The organism is Salinivibrio siamensis, from assembly GCF_001996005.1.
Taxonomy (GTDB): domain Bacteria; phylum Pseudomonadota; class Gammaproteobacteria; order Enterobacterales; family Vibrionaceae; genus Salinivibrio; species Salinivibrio siamensis.
This window is the reverse complement of the sequence record NZ_MUFB01000002.1, coordinates 195,420-210,666: the sequence shown is the minus strand read 5'-3', so window position 1 is coordinate 210,666 and position 15,247 is coordinate 195,420. Positions and strand designations below refer to the sequence as shown.

The following is a 15,247-nucleotide window of genomic DNA, read 5'->3' as shown; positions in this document are numbered from 1 at the left end:
TTGCTCAACACGACCAGTGACTACAGTACCACGGCCTTGGATTGAGAATACGTCTTCGATTGGCAGGATGAACGGCTTGTCGATCGCACGCTCTGGCTCTGGGATGTAAGAATCCAGCGCTTCAGATAGCTCAACGATCTTCTGCTCCCACTGCTCTTCACCGTTCAGGGCACCTAGCGCTGAACCTTGGATTACTGGGCAGTCGTCACCTGGGAAGTCGTACTCTGAAAGTAGCTCACGTACTTCCATTTCAACCAGCTCAAGCAGCTCTTCGTCATCAACCATGTCACATTTGTTCATGAACACGATGATGTTTGGAATACCAACCTGACGGCCTAGTAGGATGTGCTCACGCGTCTGTGGCATTGGGCCATCAGTTGCAGCAACAACCAGGATACCACCGTCCATTTGCGCAGCACCGGTGATCATGTTTTTCACATAGTCAGCGTGTCCTGGGCAGTCAACGTGTGCGTAGTGACGGTTTGGCGTATCGTACTCAACGTGAGACGTTGCGATGGTGATACCACGATCACGCTCTTCTGGTGCGTTATCGATTGACGCGAAGTCACGAGCAGCACCGCCGTGTACTTTTGCAAGTACCGTACAGATAGCTGCGGTCAGCGTAGTTTTACCATGGTCAACGTGGCCGATAGTACCAACGTTAACGTGCGTTTTCGTACGTTCAAATTTTTCTTTAGACACGATCGTCTTCCTTCCTAGTTGTGAGTTAACGGGCTTGGCCTAGTAACTCAGAAGTCAGTGTTTGATGCCGACCATGATGTCGGCATCTGGACCAAAATAATTAGCTACGCTCTGCGATCAGGGCGTCAGCGATGTTCTTAGGCACTTCACCGTACTCGCTGAACTCCATCGAGTAAGATGCACGGCCTTGTGTTGCACTACGTAGGTCAGTAGCGTAACCGAACATTTCAGACAGTGGAACCTGGGCACGTACGATCTTCAGACCCGCTGGGCCTTCGTCCATACCACCGATCAGGCCACGACGACGGTTCAAGTCACCAACAACGTCACCCATCCACTCTTCTGGCGTGGTTACTTCAACCTTCATCATTGGCTCAAGCATAACAGGTTGCGCGTCGTGAGCACCTTTCTTGAATGCCATTGATGCGGCGATCTTAAACGCCATTTCGTTAGAGTCAACATCGTGGTAAGAGCCATCGAACAAGGTTGCTTTAACGTCAAGTACCGGATAGCCAGCCAGTACACCGTTAGCCATCTGCTCTTCGATACCTTTAGCCACCGAGCTGATGTATTCACGTGGAACCACACCACCAACGATTTCGTCAACAAAGACAAAGCCTTCGTTTGGCTCTGATGGTTCGATTTTCAGCCATACGTGACCGTACTGACCACGACCACCAGACTGCTTAACGAACTTACCTTCAACTTTGGTGCTACCACGGATGGTTTCGCGATAAGCAACCTGTGGCTTACCAACGTTACACTCAACGTTAAATTCGCGACGCATACGGTCAACGATGACGTCTAAGTGAAGTTCTCCCATACCCGAGATCAGGGTCTGGCCAGACTCTTCATCTGACTCAACGCGGAAAGATGGATCTTCTGCCGCCAGTTTACCTAGCGCGATACCCATTTTCTCTTGGTCAGCTTTAGACTTAGGCTCAACCGCGATCTGGATAACTGGATCTGGGAACTCCATGCGCTCAAGGATAACTTTTGAATCTATCGCACACAGTGTATCACCCGTGGTTACGTCTTTCAGACCAACTGCTGCAGCGATGTCGCCGGCACGGATTTCTTTGATCTCTTCACGCTTGTTGGAGTGCATCTGCACGATACGGCCCAAACGCTCACGCTTTTGCTTCACTGAGTTATAGACAGTGTCGCCCGAGTTAACCACACCTGAGTAAACACGCATAAAGGTCAACGTGCCTACAAATGGGTCAGTCGCGACTTTAAATGCAAGCGCAGAGAAAGGTTCTTTGTCGTCTGCATGACGCTCAATTGGGTTACCGTCTTCGTCTTCACCCTTGATTGACTTCACATCAATCGGTGATGGTAAGAACTCGATAACCGCATCCAGTACTGCCTGAACGCCTTTGTTCTTAAACGCAGAACCACAGGTTGCCAGTACGATTTCGTTATCAAGGGTACGCTGACGCAGAGCTGTCTTGATTTCTTCTTCAGACAACTCACCTTCTTCAAGGTATTTGTCCATCAGCTCTTCAGAAGCTTCAGCAGCAGACTCAACCAAGAAGTTGTGCCACTCTTCTGCTTGCTCTTTCAGATCGTCTGGAATTTCTTCATAGGTATAAGTCATACCTAAGTCTTCTTCGTTCCAGTTGATCGCTTTCATTTTGATCAGGTCAATCACGCCCTTGAACTGGTCTTCTGCACCAATGTTCAAGTGAATTGGCACAGGGTGTGCGCCAAGGCGGTTTTTGATTTGATCAACAACACGCAAGTAATCAGCACCCGCACGGTCCATTTTGTTGACGAAGACCATACGCGGTACTTCGTATTTATCTGCCTGACGCCATACGGTTTCAGACTGAGGCTCAACACCTGATGAACCACAGAATACAACCACCGCACCATCAAGCACACGCAAAGAGCGCTCAACTTCGATGGTGAAGTCTACGTGCCCTGGGGTGTCGATGATGTTTACGCGATGTTGTTCAAATTGGTGATCAGATCCGTGCCAGAATGTCGTGGTCGCGGCTGAGGTGATGGTGATACCACGCTCTTGCTCTTGCGCCATCCAATCCATTGTTGATGCGCCATCATGCGTTTCACCAACTTTGTGATTAACGCCTGTGTAGAACAAGATCCGCTCGGTAGTCGTGGTTTTTCCGGCGTCTACGTGAGCACAAATACCGATGTTACGGTAGCGCTCGATAGGGGTTTTTCGAGCCACAATAGTATCCTCTTGCTAAGGTTAACCTTAGAATATGGGTTTGGCGTGCCCCGAGTGGGACACGCCATGAAGGCATTACCAGCGGTAATGTGCGAACGCTTTGTTCGCGTCTGCCATACGGTGAACGTCTTCACGTTTCTTAACAGCAGTACCTTTGTTTTCTGACGCGTCTAGCATCTCGCTTGCTAGGCGCTGAGCCATAGATTTTTCACCACGCTTACGAGCGGCTTCAACCAACCAACGCATAGCCAGTGCGTTACGACGTACAGGACGTACTTCTACTGGCACTTGGTAAGTTGAACCACCTACACGGCGAGATTTAACCTCGACCGCTGGGCGTACGTTTTCAAGAGCTTGTTCGAATACAGCCAAGTGCTCTTTACCAGAACGCTCAGCCATGATGTCTAGTGCACCATAAACGATTTTTTCAGCAGTTGACTTCTTACCGTCAACCATCAGGATGTTTACAAATTTTGCCAGCAATTCTGATCCGAACTTAGGATCTGGAAGAATTTTACGCTGACCAATTACGCGACGACGTGGCATGGATTATCTCCGTTGTCTTCTTCAGGTTTTATCCAAAACTTTTCAGTTTTTTCAAAATTCAATTGTTTGAGTGTTTGGCCTTACTTAACGGAATCCATTAAGACTTAGGACGCTTCACACCGTACTTAGAACGACCTTGTTTACGGCCGTTAACGCCTGCACAGTCTAGTGCGCCACGAACAGTGTGGTAACGCACACCCGGCAAGTCTTTAACACGACCGCCGCGGATAAGCACAACACTGTGCTCTTGCAGGTTGTGGCCTTCACCACCAATGTAAGAGGTGACTTCAAAGCCATTGGTCAAACGTACACGGCATACTTTACGCAGTGCAGAGTTTGGTTTCTTTGGAGTAGTGGTGTAAACACGAGTACATACACCACGTTTTTGTGGACACGCTTCCAACGCAGGCACGTTGCTTTTCGCAACTTGCTTCAAGCGTGGCTTGCGGACCAGCTGGTTAATAGTTGCCATTAAATAGCTCCTGATATTACTTAACGTATAAGTGTGAAAAATCTAGCCCCAATACAACAGGGACGCGAAATTTTAGGCGTCGGGGTATGGGGTGTCAAGATTTATACAGAGATCTTTGCATTGTTTGTTTTTCGAACAGCACGCGGGGGATTTTCACACGCGACAAAGACTAGCCGATTACCATGTCATTTGCGTGACATGTTCAGCACTCAAATCGACCAATTGATGCATATCAATCAGCTCAGCACGAGGGTGTAATGTATCGCCTAGCCCTCGTGCGTCCACATCATCTTTGAGCAAATAAACAGCATGAGTCTCGGTAAACAATCGGGTTGCCCACTCGCTCCCCGCCATCCCGGCGACGACGGCATCACTGATCAAGACAATCGCACTGTTCGACGGCGCGTAGTCTAAGCACTGTGCCAAGGCTTGACGGCTGTATGGTGAGTGTTTGACCAGGTGCAGCACGGCCTTCTCCTTAAAAATGTAAAATGCGATCGCAGCCTGACAGCTGCGTTTTGATTTGCGCGACGGATAACGCTTGAGTTGGCAGCACAGTCGAGGCTTGCTCAAGTCCTCGTGCGGTCAACGAGGCCTGACAGACATAAATCGCTTCGACATCACACAAAGGGAGCATTTTAAAACTGGCAATATAGTCGCGGCTCAAAATGTGGCTCGGTTGCTGCCCTTCAAGTAATTGAAAGACACCGTCGCCGATAAAAAACACCGCAAGGTTGTCAAAAAAGGCGGACGCGGCAAGCAGCGCATCAAGCCCTTCTCGACCACTCGCGCGACCGTGAGGCGCCGAGGAAAACACAAACCCTATTTGCATCACATCCCCCTTAAAACTGCATCACGCGGTCTGCGGTCAATAAAGCTTCCGCTAGCGCTCCGAGCCCCGCTTGTGAAAACCCCGCGGCCAAAGTGCTTTGCGCTAACCCATGTTGTGTCGCTTCCTGATCACTGATCACACCACGGCGCAGCGCCGCCGCCACGCACGTTTCCAGTTGCACCTGATGATCTCGCGCGAGGGTTTGCCATGCTGTCACCATATCAAATTCATCGTTGGCAGGCACCGTGGTCGCCATACCGTTTAACACGCCGTCTTGATAAAAGAACACCTTACTGACCTGATGTCCTGCTTCAATCGCCGCGCAGGCAAACTGATACGCGGTACGTGCCATCTGTGACCCATAAGCCGGCTCAGTCACCACTAACACATACTGCAAACTCATGACTCAGCCTCTTCGGTTTTACGTTGTCTGACGTAAAGGTACACCGTATGTTTAGAGATATTCAGCCGAGCCGCGACCCGATTAATGGCATCCTTGATATCAAAAATGCCTTTATCATAGAGCGCCATCACTATCTGGCGGTTTTTGGTGTTATTAGACACGCTTTTATCCGCGTTGACTTCTTCAACGGTACGCTCGACCGTTTGATCCACCAGCTCGTCAACATCACTGGCAAAGTTAACCGATGAGGCCGCTTGTTTAGCTTGGTCGTCGGGGATGAAGGCTTGCAGTACCTGAGAAAAAGGGGCATCTAAATTGATATTGATACATAACAGCCCAATGATGCGATTGTCTCCATTGCGAATGGCCACCGTGATTGATTTCATCAAGGTGCCACTTTTCGCACGCGTAAAGTAAGCGCGAGAAAAGTTGCGCTCGGACCCTTCGATATCACGTAGCATACGCAACGCTAAATCAGTGATGGGCGAGCCTACCTGGCGCCCGGTATTCTCGCCATTGGCAATTTTTATCGCCGATTTATTTAAATCGTCTAATGCATGCAGCACGATTTCACAGTGCTCACCAATCAAGGCGGCTAGCCCATCAACCACAGCCGAATATGACTGCAATATAATGCTGTCTTGTTGGTTGAGTGGATTGGGCTCAATGAGCTCACTTTCCGTCATAATGTTCGCGCCAAAACCCTCTGTCGGTACCACGTACGCCTATCCTTATTCGACCATGTCTCTTTTTTGTTCTGCGCTCAGTTTAACAGAATTCACGCCGAAAAATGTAAAAAGCCCCGGCTAGGCCGGGGCGAATGCTATACGACAAGACGGGGTGATTTAGCCTTCGCTGGCCGCTTCTTTGTTGCTATCGTCTTTAATTTCAAGTAATTCAACATCAAACACCAAGGTTGAGTTAGCCGGGATCGATGCGGTGTCTTGGTCGCCATAAGCCAACTCTGGCGGCACAACAAAGGTGAACTTAGAGCCTACAGGCATCAGCTGTACCCCTTCAGTCCAACCTGGGATCACACGATTAAGTGGGAACGTCGCAGGTTCACCACGCTCGTACGAGCTATCAAATTGCGTACCGTCAGTCAGAGTACCTTTATAATGCACCACGACGGTGTCTTCAGCTGATGGCTTCTCGCCATCACCCATGCTATCGACTTTGTACAACAGCCCAGAGTCAGTTTCCTTTACGCCTTCTTTTTGCGCGAACTCAGTGCGGTATTTTTCACCGTCAGCGATGGCGGCTTCTGCCTTTTCTTTCGCTTGTTGCTGCGCAAGCTTGGTCACACGCTGATCAAGCGATTGCAGTGCCGCTTGTGCTTGCTCATCGGTTAACTTTGACTCACCTTGAAAGACGTCTTGCACCCCTTGCAATACCACCTCTTTATCCAGTTCGAGACCAATCTCGGCCTGCTGCTCCAAATTGGCGTTGAGGTATTGTGCCAAAGAAGCGCCAATCGCGTAGGCTGCTTTGTCGTCTTCGTTCGCAAACGCTGCTTCGGCTTTTTCAGCCGCTTGGTTCGTTTGCTCTACTTTTGCGTCTTCTTGCTGACAGCCGACGGCAAAGGCAACGGTTGCCGCGAGTAGCGACATCTTCATTACTGATTTCATTGGGTACTCCGTTGATGGTAAGGATTAATCCTCGTATTGTATTTACTGACGCATCAACCATGCGAAAGCCTGTTTCTATCCATATACTCGTGGTTATATGGCTGCACACACTGGAACTCAAGTATGATGCCCAAAATCCGCCACATTGTTGGCATTTTTATTGTTTTAAGCACCCTGTTCGGCTGTTGGCAGTCTGGCAAAGAAGCCCAGCGCTGGTCAATCCACCCTAAGGGCGCCACCAGCTTTAGCCTGAGTCGAGACGGGCGATTTGCCCTACTCGCCTCGGACGAAACCGATATTGTGCTGTGGGACCTTGTCACCAATCAGCAGTTGGCGGAGCTGGGGCCGCAAGACCCCAATGCGAACCCCGTCGTGGTCAGCCATATTTCCGATAATAAACGCTACGCTATCACCGCAACGGCACAAAATTTTGCCGTTTGGGACCTGGCTTGGAGCCAGTCTCAGGGACTTTGGTCCATTTCTGACGGCATCATTCGCGATGCTGCGATCAGCAACAATGGTGAAAAGCTGGTGCTTGCCATGTCTAACGGCAAAGCATTATTCATCGACTTAGGCACGGGGAGGCGCCTAGAGTTCCTCGCGCATCGCGATAAAGTCAATGCGGTCGCGATTTCCCCCAATGGTGCTTACGTCCTGTCAGGCGGTAATGACCATCATGCCTACTTTTGGGATGCCGAGTCGGGACAAATTATCAACGACTTCGCCTATGATCAACGGGTTAAGCAAGTGGCCCTGCATCGTGACGGGCAATACGCGTTCGTCTCTGATGGCGGCAACCGCGCCGTGATTTGGGCCTTACCCAGTGGCGAGAAGGTGAGTGAGTTAGATATTTTCGCTCGCCAAGCCATATACGCCAGTGCCCGTTTTTCCGATGATGGCCGTCAGTTGGCGACGGGCACGCCTTCACAGCGGGTCGAGTTATGGGATGTACAAAGCGGTGAAAACATCGGCCGCTGGCAAGCCTTGGCACAACCAGACACTCGCCCGCCGAGCGCAGTCGTGTATGATGTGGCTATCGACCCCACCGGGCGAGTGATTTCCGGGACATCCGCCGGTATCGCCCAAGCTTGGTTAACCGACGCGCAATAGCGAGAGAGCAGTATGAGCGAGATTGATAAGTTACAGCAGCAAATCGACGACCTGGAATATAAGGTCGCTTTTCAAGAAGACACCATCGAGCAGCTCAACAGCGCGTTAACCCAGCAGCAGGGGGATATTGAGCGTATGACAGTGCAAATTCAATACTTAGTCAGTAAGTTAAAAAACATAGAGCCGGAAAACATTGCCAGCCAAGCAGAAGAAACCCCGCCACCACACTACTGATACGAAAAAGGCGCCATTCGGCGCCTTTCATTCACCACAGACGGATACCGTCTTAGTGGTCGTGACCACAGCTTTCACCGTCTTGGTGAATATGACCGTGAGACACTTCCTCTTCTGTCGCTTCGCGAACGTCAACCACTTCCACAGAGAAAGACAGGGTTTGACCGGCTAGCATGTGGTTAGCGTCAACCACCACTTCTTCACCATCAACTTCAGTCACTTCAACTGGGATTTGGCCTTGGTCAGTTTCTGCCATAAAGCGCATGCCCACTTCTACTTGGTCTACGCCTTGGAATACGTTAGCAGGTACGCGTTGTACCATGGCTTCTTGGTAGTCACCATAGGCTTCGTCTGGGCCTACAGTCACGTCAAAGCTCTCACCTTTTTCGCGGCCTTCCAGCGCGTTCTCAAGACCTACAATCAGGTTACGATGACCGTGCAGGTATTGGAGAGGCTCTTGTGCTGTTGATTCGTCAACAAGTGCACCATCTTCATTTTTTACTTGGTAAGCCAGGCTGACTACCACATCTTTTGCAATTTTCATGCTCGCTCCGAGACCGGAAGGTAAATGGACTGCCGATGATAACGGATCCCCTACTCCGGTTTAAAGATCCCAATGACATTCTCTGCTGACTCGGCACCAGAGTGTGACTGTTGTGCCGAATCAGGCAACCGACTATCATGATAATCGCAGCTGACACATTCTACTTTGTCAATATTATTTTCGCGCCACACTCGTAACGTATCGAGCTGTTGGCACGCTGGGCAAGCAGCCCCAGCAATGAAACGTTTTTTCACTTCAACACCTTACTCATCTCGGTTCCAACTTTGGTGCCGCTCACTATCACCGCGCATTTCTCGGTCAAAAATTTCTTCTAATTCTTTGCGCGCTTCCTTCACTCGAGAAGCCGTGGCCAAGTCTTCGCTGTGTTGCGGCAATAGATCTTGCAATACCCGCATATCCAACTTACGAAATAGAATTTCGGCTCGCTTGGCTTTGTACGGATGCATACCCAGTGACTCTAGCGTCTGTCTCCCGAGCTCAAGCGCCCCCAAAAAGGTTTCACGCGAGAATTGATCCACGCCCTGCGCCATCAATTGATAAGCCTCTACACGGCTCCTTGCCCGCGCCATTACTTTAAGGTTAGGGAAATGGCGCGCACAAAGATCAACAATTTCCATCACCTCATCAGGCGAATCAGTACAAATCACAATCGCTTCAGCGGTATGCGCCCCTGCCGCCCGTAATAAATCGAGCTGAGTTGCATCGCCATAATACACTTCATAGCCAAAGCGACGTAGCAGCTTAATTTGCGTCGGATCACGTTCTAATATGGTCACCCCAATTTTATTGGCGAACATCAACCGGCCCACCACCTGACCAAAGCGACCAAAACCGGCAATGATCACGCGCGCATCAGCTTGCTCAAACTGTCCTTGGGGCGGCGCCTCCTCTGGCTCGTTGAACGTGCGGGCAAACCAGCGTTGTTGAAGCGTCAGCATTAAAGGCGTGGTCATCATCGACAAGCTGACCACCACCAACAAAAACGCGTTTAACTCTTGGTCAAGCAAACCCTGGTTACGCGCCGCATTGAAAATGACAAACGCAAATTCTCCCCCTTGGCTGAGTAATACCGCCATTTGACTACGCGCTTTCGGTACGACCCCGAAGGCACGCGCCAAGCCATAAAGCAGCAAGGTCTTCACCAAAATTAACGCCGCAACCGCTCCCAGAATGGCCAGTGGATAGTCGAGCAATAAACCAAGGTCAACGGTCATTCCCACCGCAATAAAGAACAGCCCGAGCAACAAACCTTTAAAAGGCTCAATCGCGGTTTCTAATTCATGCCGGTATTCACTTTCAGCCAGCAGTACCCCAGCAAGAAAAGCACCTAGCGCCATTGATAACCCTAACGCTTGCATGGCGAGGGCAATCCCAATCACCAAGGCCAATGAGGTCACTGTAAATAGCTCGGTAACACCGCTCATAGCCACTAGACGAAACAGTGGGCGCAGCAAGAAATGACCGCCCACCAGCAAGATACCGATGCCAACAAACATCCATAATACGTCGAGCCAACTGCCAGCGCTGCCACCGGCAAGCGCAGGGATCATCGCGAGCATCGGGATCACCGCAATGTCTTGGAAGAGTAAGACCGCAAACCCCGCTTGCCCGGTTTCGCTGCGCATCAGGTGTTGATCTTCAATAATCTTCATCGCAATCGCGGTTGAAGAAAGCGCCAAGCCAACCCCAATTACCAACGCTTGCGAGAGTGTCAAGCCTGCCAATGCGCAAATCACACCGATAAACAACGCTGTGACCACGACCTGACTGCCCCCAAGCCCGATAATCGGCCGTCGCATCTGGAGCAACTTTTTGGGGTTCAACTCCAAGCCAATCAGGAAAAGCAGCAGCACCACGCCGAACTCCGCAAAATGGAGAATCGCATCCACATCACGGACTAGGCCCAGCCCCCAGGGCCCGATCACTATGCCTGCCAGCAAATAGCCAAGGACAGAGCCCATGCCCAAGCGCTGCGCCAACGGAACCGCAATCACCGCCGCCAATAAAAAGACAAAAGCCACCGATAAGAGGTTGTTATCCATCCTCTCCTCCTTGTTGCACCAGCGGATCGGCGAGCCAATCGGCATAAATCTCGGCAAACGCCTCGCGATCGGCATCGCCAACGCGACGCGCCCAGTGCAAGACCAACGGTGGGATCCAATACATCCGACATAATGAGGCGGTCAATTCAAAGGGTTGCAAGAGTTCAGCCATCGAATATTTATTGTAACCTTGTTGGCTAAACGCTTCGGCCGCCCCCCCGGTGGTCACTACAAAGCGACAGGTTTTACCTGCCAACGCATCCCCACCTTGACCATGTGCAAACCCTTTCCCTAGCACCACATCTATCCACTCTTTTAACAGCGCCGGACAGGAATACATTTGCAGTGGATGCTGAAAGACCAACACATCGGCGTCAGTGACCAACGCGCGCTCATAATGGACGTCCACCACAAAATCAGGGTATGCAGCGTAAATATCGTGCACGGTGACATGGGCCAGCGGAGTAATGGCCTCAATTAAACGACGATTAGCAACGGATTCATCGGGGTCGGGGTGAGCAAAAATCACCAGTACCTTGGGAAGAGAGGGGCTTTCAGCCTTATCTCGGGGCATAGGCTTCCTTGTCTTATGATTATGGTCAGAACGCAATCTGTTCATTTATTCCGTGTTTTTAACTTTAACACACAAATATGCCCCGTCTGTGTCTGACCAGTAGGATGACACGGTAGAATTTGGCAATCCCCGTATCAAGCTGGTATAACGACCGCGCAACAATGCGCATCCATCAACCCGAGACAGACTGAGTAATCATGATTCGCTTCTCCGACATTCAACTGCTTCGTGGTGGTAAGCCCCTGCTTGACCACACTTCAGCCACTATCTCACCAGGCGACAAAGTCGGCTTGGTGGGCAAAAATGGCTGTGGCAAATCTAGCCTGTTTGCCTTGCTCCGCCACCAATTATCCCTGGATGCCGGCCGTTGTGATTACCCAAGCCAATGGCAAGTGGCTTGGGTAGCGCAAGAGACCCCCGCACTTGATAAAAGCGCCCTTGAATATGTCATTGATGGCGACAGCGAATACCGCGAGCTCCAGCAAGCCCTACTCGACGCCGAAGCCCGTGATGATGGTAACGCGGTGGCGATGTTACACGACAAATTGGATGCCATTGGTGGCTACACCATTGAAGCTCGCGCCGCGAGTCTGCTTGATGGTTTGGGCTTTAGCCAACCCCAAGTCCACTGGTCACTCACCCAATTCTCAGGGGGCTGGCGAATGCGACTGAACTTAGCACAAGCGCTATTATGCCGCTCTGATCTATTGTTGCTGGATGAGCCTACCAACCACTTGGATCTCGATGCGGTGATGTGGCTGGAAAAATGGTTACAACAATACCCAGGCACCTTGGTGTTGATCTCCCACGACCGGGACTTTTTGGATCCTGTCGTCAACCGGATTATTCATATTGAGCATCAACAACTTAATGAATATACCGGTAATTATTCTGACTTTGAGCAGATGCGCGCGCAAAAATTGGCCCAACAACAGGCGCAGTACGAAAAGCAACAAAAGCAAATTTCCCACATGCAATCGTACATTGACCGCTTTCGCTACAAAGCGACCAAAGCCCGCCAAGCGCAAAGCCGGATTAAAGCGCTCGAGCGCATGGAGAAAGTGTTGCCCGCGCAATACGATAACCCGTTTAGTTTTACCTTCTTCACACCGGATGCCTTACCCACTCCCATTTTAATGATGGACAAGGTGGCGGCCGGTTATGATAAGACGCCCATTATTGAAAACATTCGCCTTAACCTGGTGCCGGGGGCGCGCATTGGCTTACTGGGGCGCAATGGTGCGGGTAAGTCGACCCTGATTAAACTCCTCGCGGGCAGCTTACCCGCCATGGCGGGCGAATTAACCTATTCACAAGGGGTGAAAGTTGGCTATTTTGCCCAACACCAACTCGATACGTTACGCATCGACGATACACCACTTCAGCACTTAAACCGATTGGCCCCCACCACCGCTGAGCAAACCTTGCGTGATTTTCTCGGCCGGTTTGGCTTTCAAGGCGACAAGGCGCTCGAGCCTATTGGCCCCTTCTCTGGCGGAGAAAAAGCCCGCCTTGTGCTCGCCTTACTGGTCTGGCAAAAGCCGAACTTATTGTTACTTGATGAGCCAACCAACCATCTGGACTTGGATATGCGCCAAGCGCTGACACTCGCTTTACAGTCCTACGAGGGCGCGATGGTGATTGTCAGTCACGATCGCTTTTTGCTGCGCGCCACCACCGATGATTTGTACTTGGTCGACAATGGCGCAGTGCTACCCTTTGATGGAGACTTGAGCGATTATCATCGCTGGCTGACCGATCAACAGCGCGCCGATCGCGCCGAGACCAAAAAACAAGCGGCCGCGGAGAAAACAGCGCCGCAACAAACACAGATGGATCGCAAAGCGCAAAAACGCCGCAATGCCGAGTTACGCAAGCAAACCGCGCCTTTGCGGAAAAAAATTGACAATCTCGACACACAGATAGAGCAACTCTCTGCCATTATCACTGACGCAGAAAATCAGTTGGCGGACCCTGACATTTATCACACTGATAATAAGGCGCAACTCACGGCGCAATTGCAACGTCAAGCGGATGCCAAATCGACGCTCGAAGAGGTGGAACAAGAATGGATGGAGCGACAAGAAGAGCTGGAAGCCCTGGAGGCGACATTCAATCAAAATTAACCCCTGGGATGGCGAACCCCGCCGACCTATGGCAGTTTTGTTTACATCATTATGGCAAGCCAGAGGTGAAGCAAGCTTGCCTCAGGCTCCAAGACGAGCATCAGGGCAACGTCAACCTTGCCTTATTACTCGCCTGGATTGAACAGCACGGCTATGGTCTTGCGCCCGAGAGCCTCACACAACTGAAGCACGCATTGAGCCGCTCTGAGCACTTACTGATTGCTTACCGTCATTTACGGCGTGACATCAAGCCGCGTGTCGGGAGTGGGCAATATAAAAAAATGCTTAACTTCGAGCTCAGCTTAGAAAAATTCCAACAGCAAGATTTAGTCGATGCCCTGAATCGTCAAACCTGGCTCACGGACACCGCCTCTCCTCTCGCCTACTATTGCCGTCAGTTGTCACCATCAGCACGCAACCTATACACATCACTGAAGGTGACACCCGCCGAGGAACAGGAAAGCAACCATGATGACACCGTTTAAACCCATTCCCAGCGCGCGGAATGCGCACCTGCAAACCTTGTTGCCTCGCTTTCTGCGTCGTGCCCCGCTTTTCACCCCTCGCTGGCAGCAATTTGACCTGCCCGATGGCGATTTTGTTGATCTGGCGTGGACGCATCAGCCGCAACCTGGACAGCCGATTGTTGTTTTATTCCATGGCTTAGCAGGCAGTTTTGACAGCCCGTATGCCAACGGCTTGCTCGCGGCCTTCCAACGCCAAGGTTGGTGCGGCGTGGTGATGCACTTTCGCAGCTGCAGTGGCCGCCTCAATCGTGCCGCGCGGACCTATCATTCGGGAGAAACCCAGGACGCACGCGCCTTCTTAACCCATTTGCGTCAAACCTATCCAGAGAGTCAAATTGGCGCGGTCGGGGTCTCTTTGGGGGGAAATATGCTGGTGCGTTACCTGGCCGACTATCACGATGACCCCATCGTGACCTGTGGTTGCGCCGTGTCACCGCCACTTGATCTTGCCGCGTGCTCGATGCGTATCCAGCAAGGCTTTTCCCGTGTTTATCAAGCCTATTTATTGCGCTCGATGCGACAAACCCTGGCGGAAAAGCTCACACGGCATCAGCAAGTAGGCCGATGGCACGCGGGGGAGCGCCCGGCGATAAACACCCTGTTCGAGTTCGACCAAACCGTCACCGCTCCGCTTCATGGCTTTGACGATGCCCACCACTATTATCGCGCCTGCAGTGGTTTATCGGTGCTCGACACCATCAAGGCCCCACTGGCGATTATTCATGCCAAAGACGACCCTTTTATGACCGACGCGGTGATCCCTACGTCCCCGTTACCCGCAAACATTGATTACCAACTCACTGAGCATGGCGGCCATGTTGGCTTTGTCGCCGGTAGTTGGCGACAGCCACAGTTTTGGCTTGAGCACGCCGTCCCCCACTGGCTTGCCACTTATCTACCCGTACAATCACCTCATTCGGATCGTGTGAGTGACACGCGCACGATCAAGAAAGCGTAGAGAACCACTGCATTACGCGGAATGATCGGGTAAAATGCGAGCCAATTCACAACATTCACATCAGGCACCCTAGCATGCCATCCTGAGATCGATAAAAGGTGATGTAGTATGATGGTTCCATGGCAATCGATTCCCGACGAGACACTCACAGGTTTAATTGAGCATTTTGTGTTACGGGAAGGAACCGATTATGGTGAGCAAGAAGTCAGCTTTGCACAAAAAGTGGAGGACGTTCGCCAACAACTGCAATCCGGAGAAGCCGTGATTGTGTATTCTGAGTTGCACGAGACAGTGGATATTCGTCGTAAAGCAGCACTCGGATCCTAGCATC

At 51.2% G+C, this 15,247-nt stretch carries 19 protein-coding genes; 6 read left to right on the top strand and 13 right to left on the bottom strand.

The annotated features are described in order from the left end of the window. The 9 genes from BZG73_RS02370 to fkpA all read right to left on the bottom strand — a co-directional run. The coding region (locus BZG73_RS02370) for a GTP-binding protein (protein ID WP_131826177.1) at window positions 1–702 on the bottom strand (702 nt) is incomplete at its 3' end. A 100-nt stretch (window positions 703–802) separates the two neighbouring features. Then, window positions 803–2,899 carry an elongation factor G gene (fusA, locus tag BZG73_RS02365; protein ID WP_077667469.1) on the bottom strand — a complete coding sequence of 699 codons (2,097 nt, stop codon included), beginning with the start codon at window positions 2,897–2,899 and terminating at the stop codon, window positions 803–805. 75 nt (window positions 2,900–2,974) lie between these two features. Next, window positions 2,975–3,445 (bottom strand): 30S ribosomal protein S7, encoded by a 471-nt coding sequence (gene rpsG, locus BZG73_RS02360; protein ID WP_025673237.1) that lies wholly within the window; start codon window positions 3,443–3,445, stop codon window positions 2,975–2,977. A gap of 97 nt (window positions 3,446–3,542) precedes the next feature. Beyond that, window positions 3,543–3,917, bottom strand: a complete 375-nt coding sequence (gene rpsL / locus BZG73_RS02355; protein ID WP_025673238.1) for a 30S ribosomal protein S12 — start codon at window positions 3,915–3,917, stop codon at window positions 3,543–3,545. Between the two features lie 177 nt (window positions 3,918–4,094). Beyond that, window positions 4,095–4,385: a sulfurtransferase complex subunit TusB gene (tusB, locus tag BZG73_RS02350; RefSeq protein WP_158010016.1), complete on the bottom strand. Its 291-nt coding sequence runs from the start codon at window positions 4,383–4,385 to the stop codon at window positions 4,095–4,097. A gap of 10 nt (window positions 4,386–4,395) precedes the next feature. Further along, window positions 4,396–4,752, bottom strand: coding sequence for a sulfurtransferase complex subunit TusC (gene tusC / locus BZG73_RS02345; protein WP_077667467.1), 357 nt, complete (start codon window positions 4,750–4,752; stop codon window positions 4,396–4,398). A gap of 7 nt (window positions 4,753–4,759) precedes the next feature. Next, window positions 4,760–5,152 (bottom strand): sulfurtransferase complex subunit TusD, encoded by a 393-nt coding sequence (tusD, locus tag BZG73_RS02340; RefSeq protein WP_077667466.1) that lies wholly within the window; start codon window positions 5,150–5,152, stop codon window positions 4,760–4,762. Then, the gene (locus tag BZG73_RS02335) at window positions 5,149–5,838 is read right to left on the bottom strand and encodes a helix-turn-helix transcriptional regulator (protein ID WP_152795982.1); all 690 of its coding nucleotides are present in this window, start codon (window positions 5,836–5,838) and stop codon (window positions 5,149–5,151) included. Before BZG73_RS02335 ends, tusD begins: the two co-directional genes overlap by 4 nt. 159 nt (window positions 5,839–5,997) lie before the next feature. Then, complete coding sequence (gene fkpA / locus BZG73_RS02330) at window positions 5,998–6,780, bottom strand: FKBP-type peptidyl-prolyl cis-trans isomerase (protein ID WP_046074783.1); 783 nt, start codon at window positions 6,778–6,780, stop codon at window positions 5,998–6,000. Between the two features lie 126 nt (window positions 6,781–6,906). Between fkpA and BZG73_RS02325 the strand changes: the two genes are divergently transcribed. After that, window positions 6,907–7,890, top strand: coding sequence for a WD40 repeat domain-containing protein (locus BZG73_RS02325; protein ID WP_077667476.1), 984 nt, complete (start codon window positions 6,907–6,909; stop codon window positions 7,888–7,890). 12 nt (window positions 7,891–7,902) lie between these two features. After that, entirely contained in the window at window positions 7,903–8,124 is a 222-nt protein-coding gene (locus BZG73_RS02320; protein ID WP_046074782.1) for a SlyX family protein, read from the top strand. Window positions 8,125–8,176: 52 nt separating this feature from the next. Here the strand turns inward: BZG73_RS02320 and slyD are convergent, their stop codons facing one another. The 4 genes from slyD to kefG are packed head-to-tail and all read right to left on the bottom strand — an operon-like array spanning window position 8,177 to window position 11,305. Next, a complete protein-coding gene (gene slyD / locus BZG73_RS02315; protein WP_046074781.1) occupies window positions 8,177–8,668 on the bottom strand; it encodes a peptidylprolyl isomerase in 492 nt (163 codons plus the stop codon). A 50-nt stretch (window positions 8,669–8,718) separates the two neighbouring features. Further along, entirely contained in the window at window positions 8,719–8,922 is a 204-nt protein-coding gene (locus tag BZG73_RS02310) for a YheV family putative zinc ribbon protein (protein ID WP_046074780.1), read from the bottom strand. 9 nt (window positions 8,923–8,931) lie between these two features. Beyond that, complete coding sequence (gene kefB / locus BZG73_RS02305; RefSeq protein WP_077667465.1) at window positions 8,932–10,731, bottom strand: glutathione-regulated potassium-efflux system protein KefB; 1,800 nt, start codon at window positions 10,729–10,731, stop codon at window positions 8,932–8,934. After that, the gene (gene kefG, locus BZG73_RS02300) at window positions 10,724–11,305 is read right to left on the bottom strand and encodes a glutathione-regulated potassium-efflux system ancillary protein KefG (protein ID WP_077667464.1); all 582 of its coding nucleotides are present in this window, start codon (window positions 11,303–11,305) and stop codon (window positions 10,724–10,726) included. The genes kefB and kefG overlap by 8 nt, the downstream gene beginning before the upstream one ends. A 197-nt stretch (window positions 11,306–11,502) precedes the next feature. Here kefG and BZG73_RS02295 point away from each other — a divergent pair, with 197 nt between their 5' ends. From BZG73_RS02295 to BZG73_RS02280, 4 genes are all read left to right on the top strand, one after another. Then, window positions 11,503–13,431 (top strand): ABC transporter ATP-binding protein, encoded by a 1,929-nt coding sequence (locus tag BZG73_RS02295; RefSeq protein ID WP_077667463.1) that lies wholly within the window; start codon window positions 11,503–11,505, stop codon window positions 13,429–13,431. 8 nt (window positions 13,432–13,439) lie between these two features. Next, on the top strand, window positions 13,440–13,916 hold the full coding sequence (locus BZG73_RS02290) for a TIGR02444 family protein (RefSeq protein WP_101494451.1): 477 nt from the start codon (window positions 13,440–13,442) through the stop codon (window positions 13,914–13,916). Continuing rightward, window positions 13,900–14,916 (top strand): hydrolase, encoded by a 1,017-nt coding sequence (locus tag BZG73_RS02285; RefSeq protein ID WP_077667461.1) that lies wholly within the window; start codon window positions 13,900–13,902, stop codon window positions 14,914–14,916. Before BZG73_RS02290 ends, BZG73_RS02285 begins: the two co-directional genes overlap by 17 nt. Window positions 14,917–15,024: 108 nt before the next feature. Then, window positions 15,025–15,243, top strand: a complete 219-nt coding sequence (locus BZG73_RS02280; RefSeq protein WP_046074774.1) for a YheU family protein — start codon at window positions 15,025–15,027, stop codon at window positions 15,241–15,243. The last annotated feature ends 4 nt before the right edge of the window (window positions 15,244–15,247 follow it).

What these genes read in the sequence shown, in the direction of transcription:
- rpsG (WP_025673237.1), bottom strand. Translation starts at nt 3,445, where the DNA reads ATGCCACGTCGTCGCGTAATTGGTCAGCGTAAAATTCTTCCAGATCCT.
- rpsL (WP_025673238.1), bottom strand. Translation starts at nt 3,917, where the DNA reads ATGGCAACTATTAACCAGCTGGTCCGCAAGCCACGCTTGAAGCAAGTT.
- tusD (WP_077667466.1), bottom strand. Translation starts at nt 5,152, where the DNA reads ATGAGTTTGCAGTATGTGTTAGTGGTGACTGAGCCGGCTTATGGGTCA.
- BZG73_RS02335 (WP_152795982.1), bottom strand. Translation starts at nt 5,838, where the DNA reads ATGACGGAAAGTGAGCTCATTGAGCCCAATCCACTCAACCAACAAGAC.
- fkpA (WP_046074783.1), bottom strand. Translation starts at nt 6,780, where the DNA reads ATGAAATCAGTAATGAAGATGTCGCTACTCGCGGCAACCGTTGCCTTT.
- BZG73_RS02325 (WP_077667476.1), top strand. Translation starts at nt 6,907, where the DNA reads ATGCCCAAAATCCGCCACATTGTTGGCATTTTTATTGTTTTAAGCACC.
- BZG73_RS02320 (WP_046074782.1), top strand. Translation starts at nt 7,903, where the DNA reads ATGAGCGAGATTGATAAGTTACAGCAGCAAATCGACGACCTGGAATAT.
- slyD (WP_046074781.1), bottom strand. Translation starts at nt 8,668, where the DNA reads ATGAAAATTGCAAAAGATGTGGTAGTCAGCCTGGCTTACCAAGTAAAA.
- kefB (WP_077667465.1), bottom strand. Translation starts at nt 10,731, where the DNA reads ATGGATAACAACCTCTTATCGGTGGCTTTTGTCTTTTTATTGGCGGCG.
- kefG (WP_077667464.1), bottom strand. Translation starts at nt 11,305, where the DNA reads ATGCCCCGAGATAAGGCTGAAAGCCCCTCTCTTCCCAAGGTACTGGTG.
- BZG73_RS02295 (WP_077667463.1), top strand. Translation starts at nt 11,503, where the DNA reads ATGATTCGCTTCTCCGACATTCAACTGCTTCGTGGTGGTAAGCCCCTG.
- BZG73_RS02290 (WP_101494451.1), top strand. Translation starts at nt 13,440, where the DNA reads ATGGCGAACCCCGCCGACCTATGGCAGTTTTGTTTACATCATTATGGC.
- BZG73_RS02285 (WP_077667461.1), top strand. Translation starts at nt 13,900, where the DNA reads ATGATGACACCGTTTAAACCCATTCCCAGCGCGCGGAATGCGCACCTG.
- BZG73_RS02280 (WP_046074774.1), top strand. Translation starts at nt 15,025, where the DNA reads ATGATGGTTCCATGGCAATCGATTCCCGACGAGACACTCACAGGTTTA.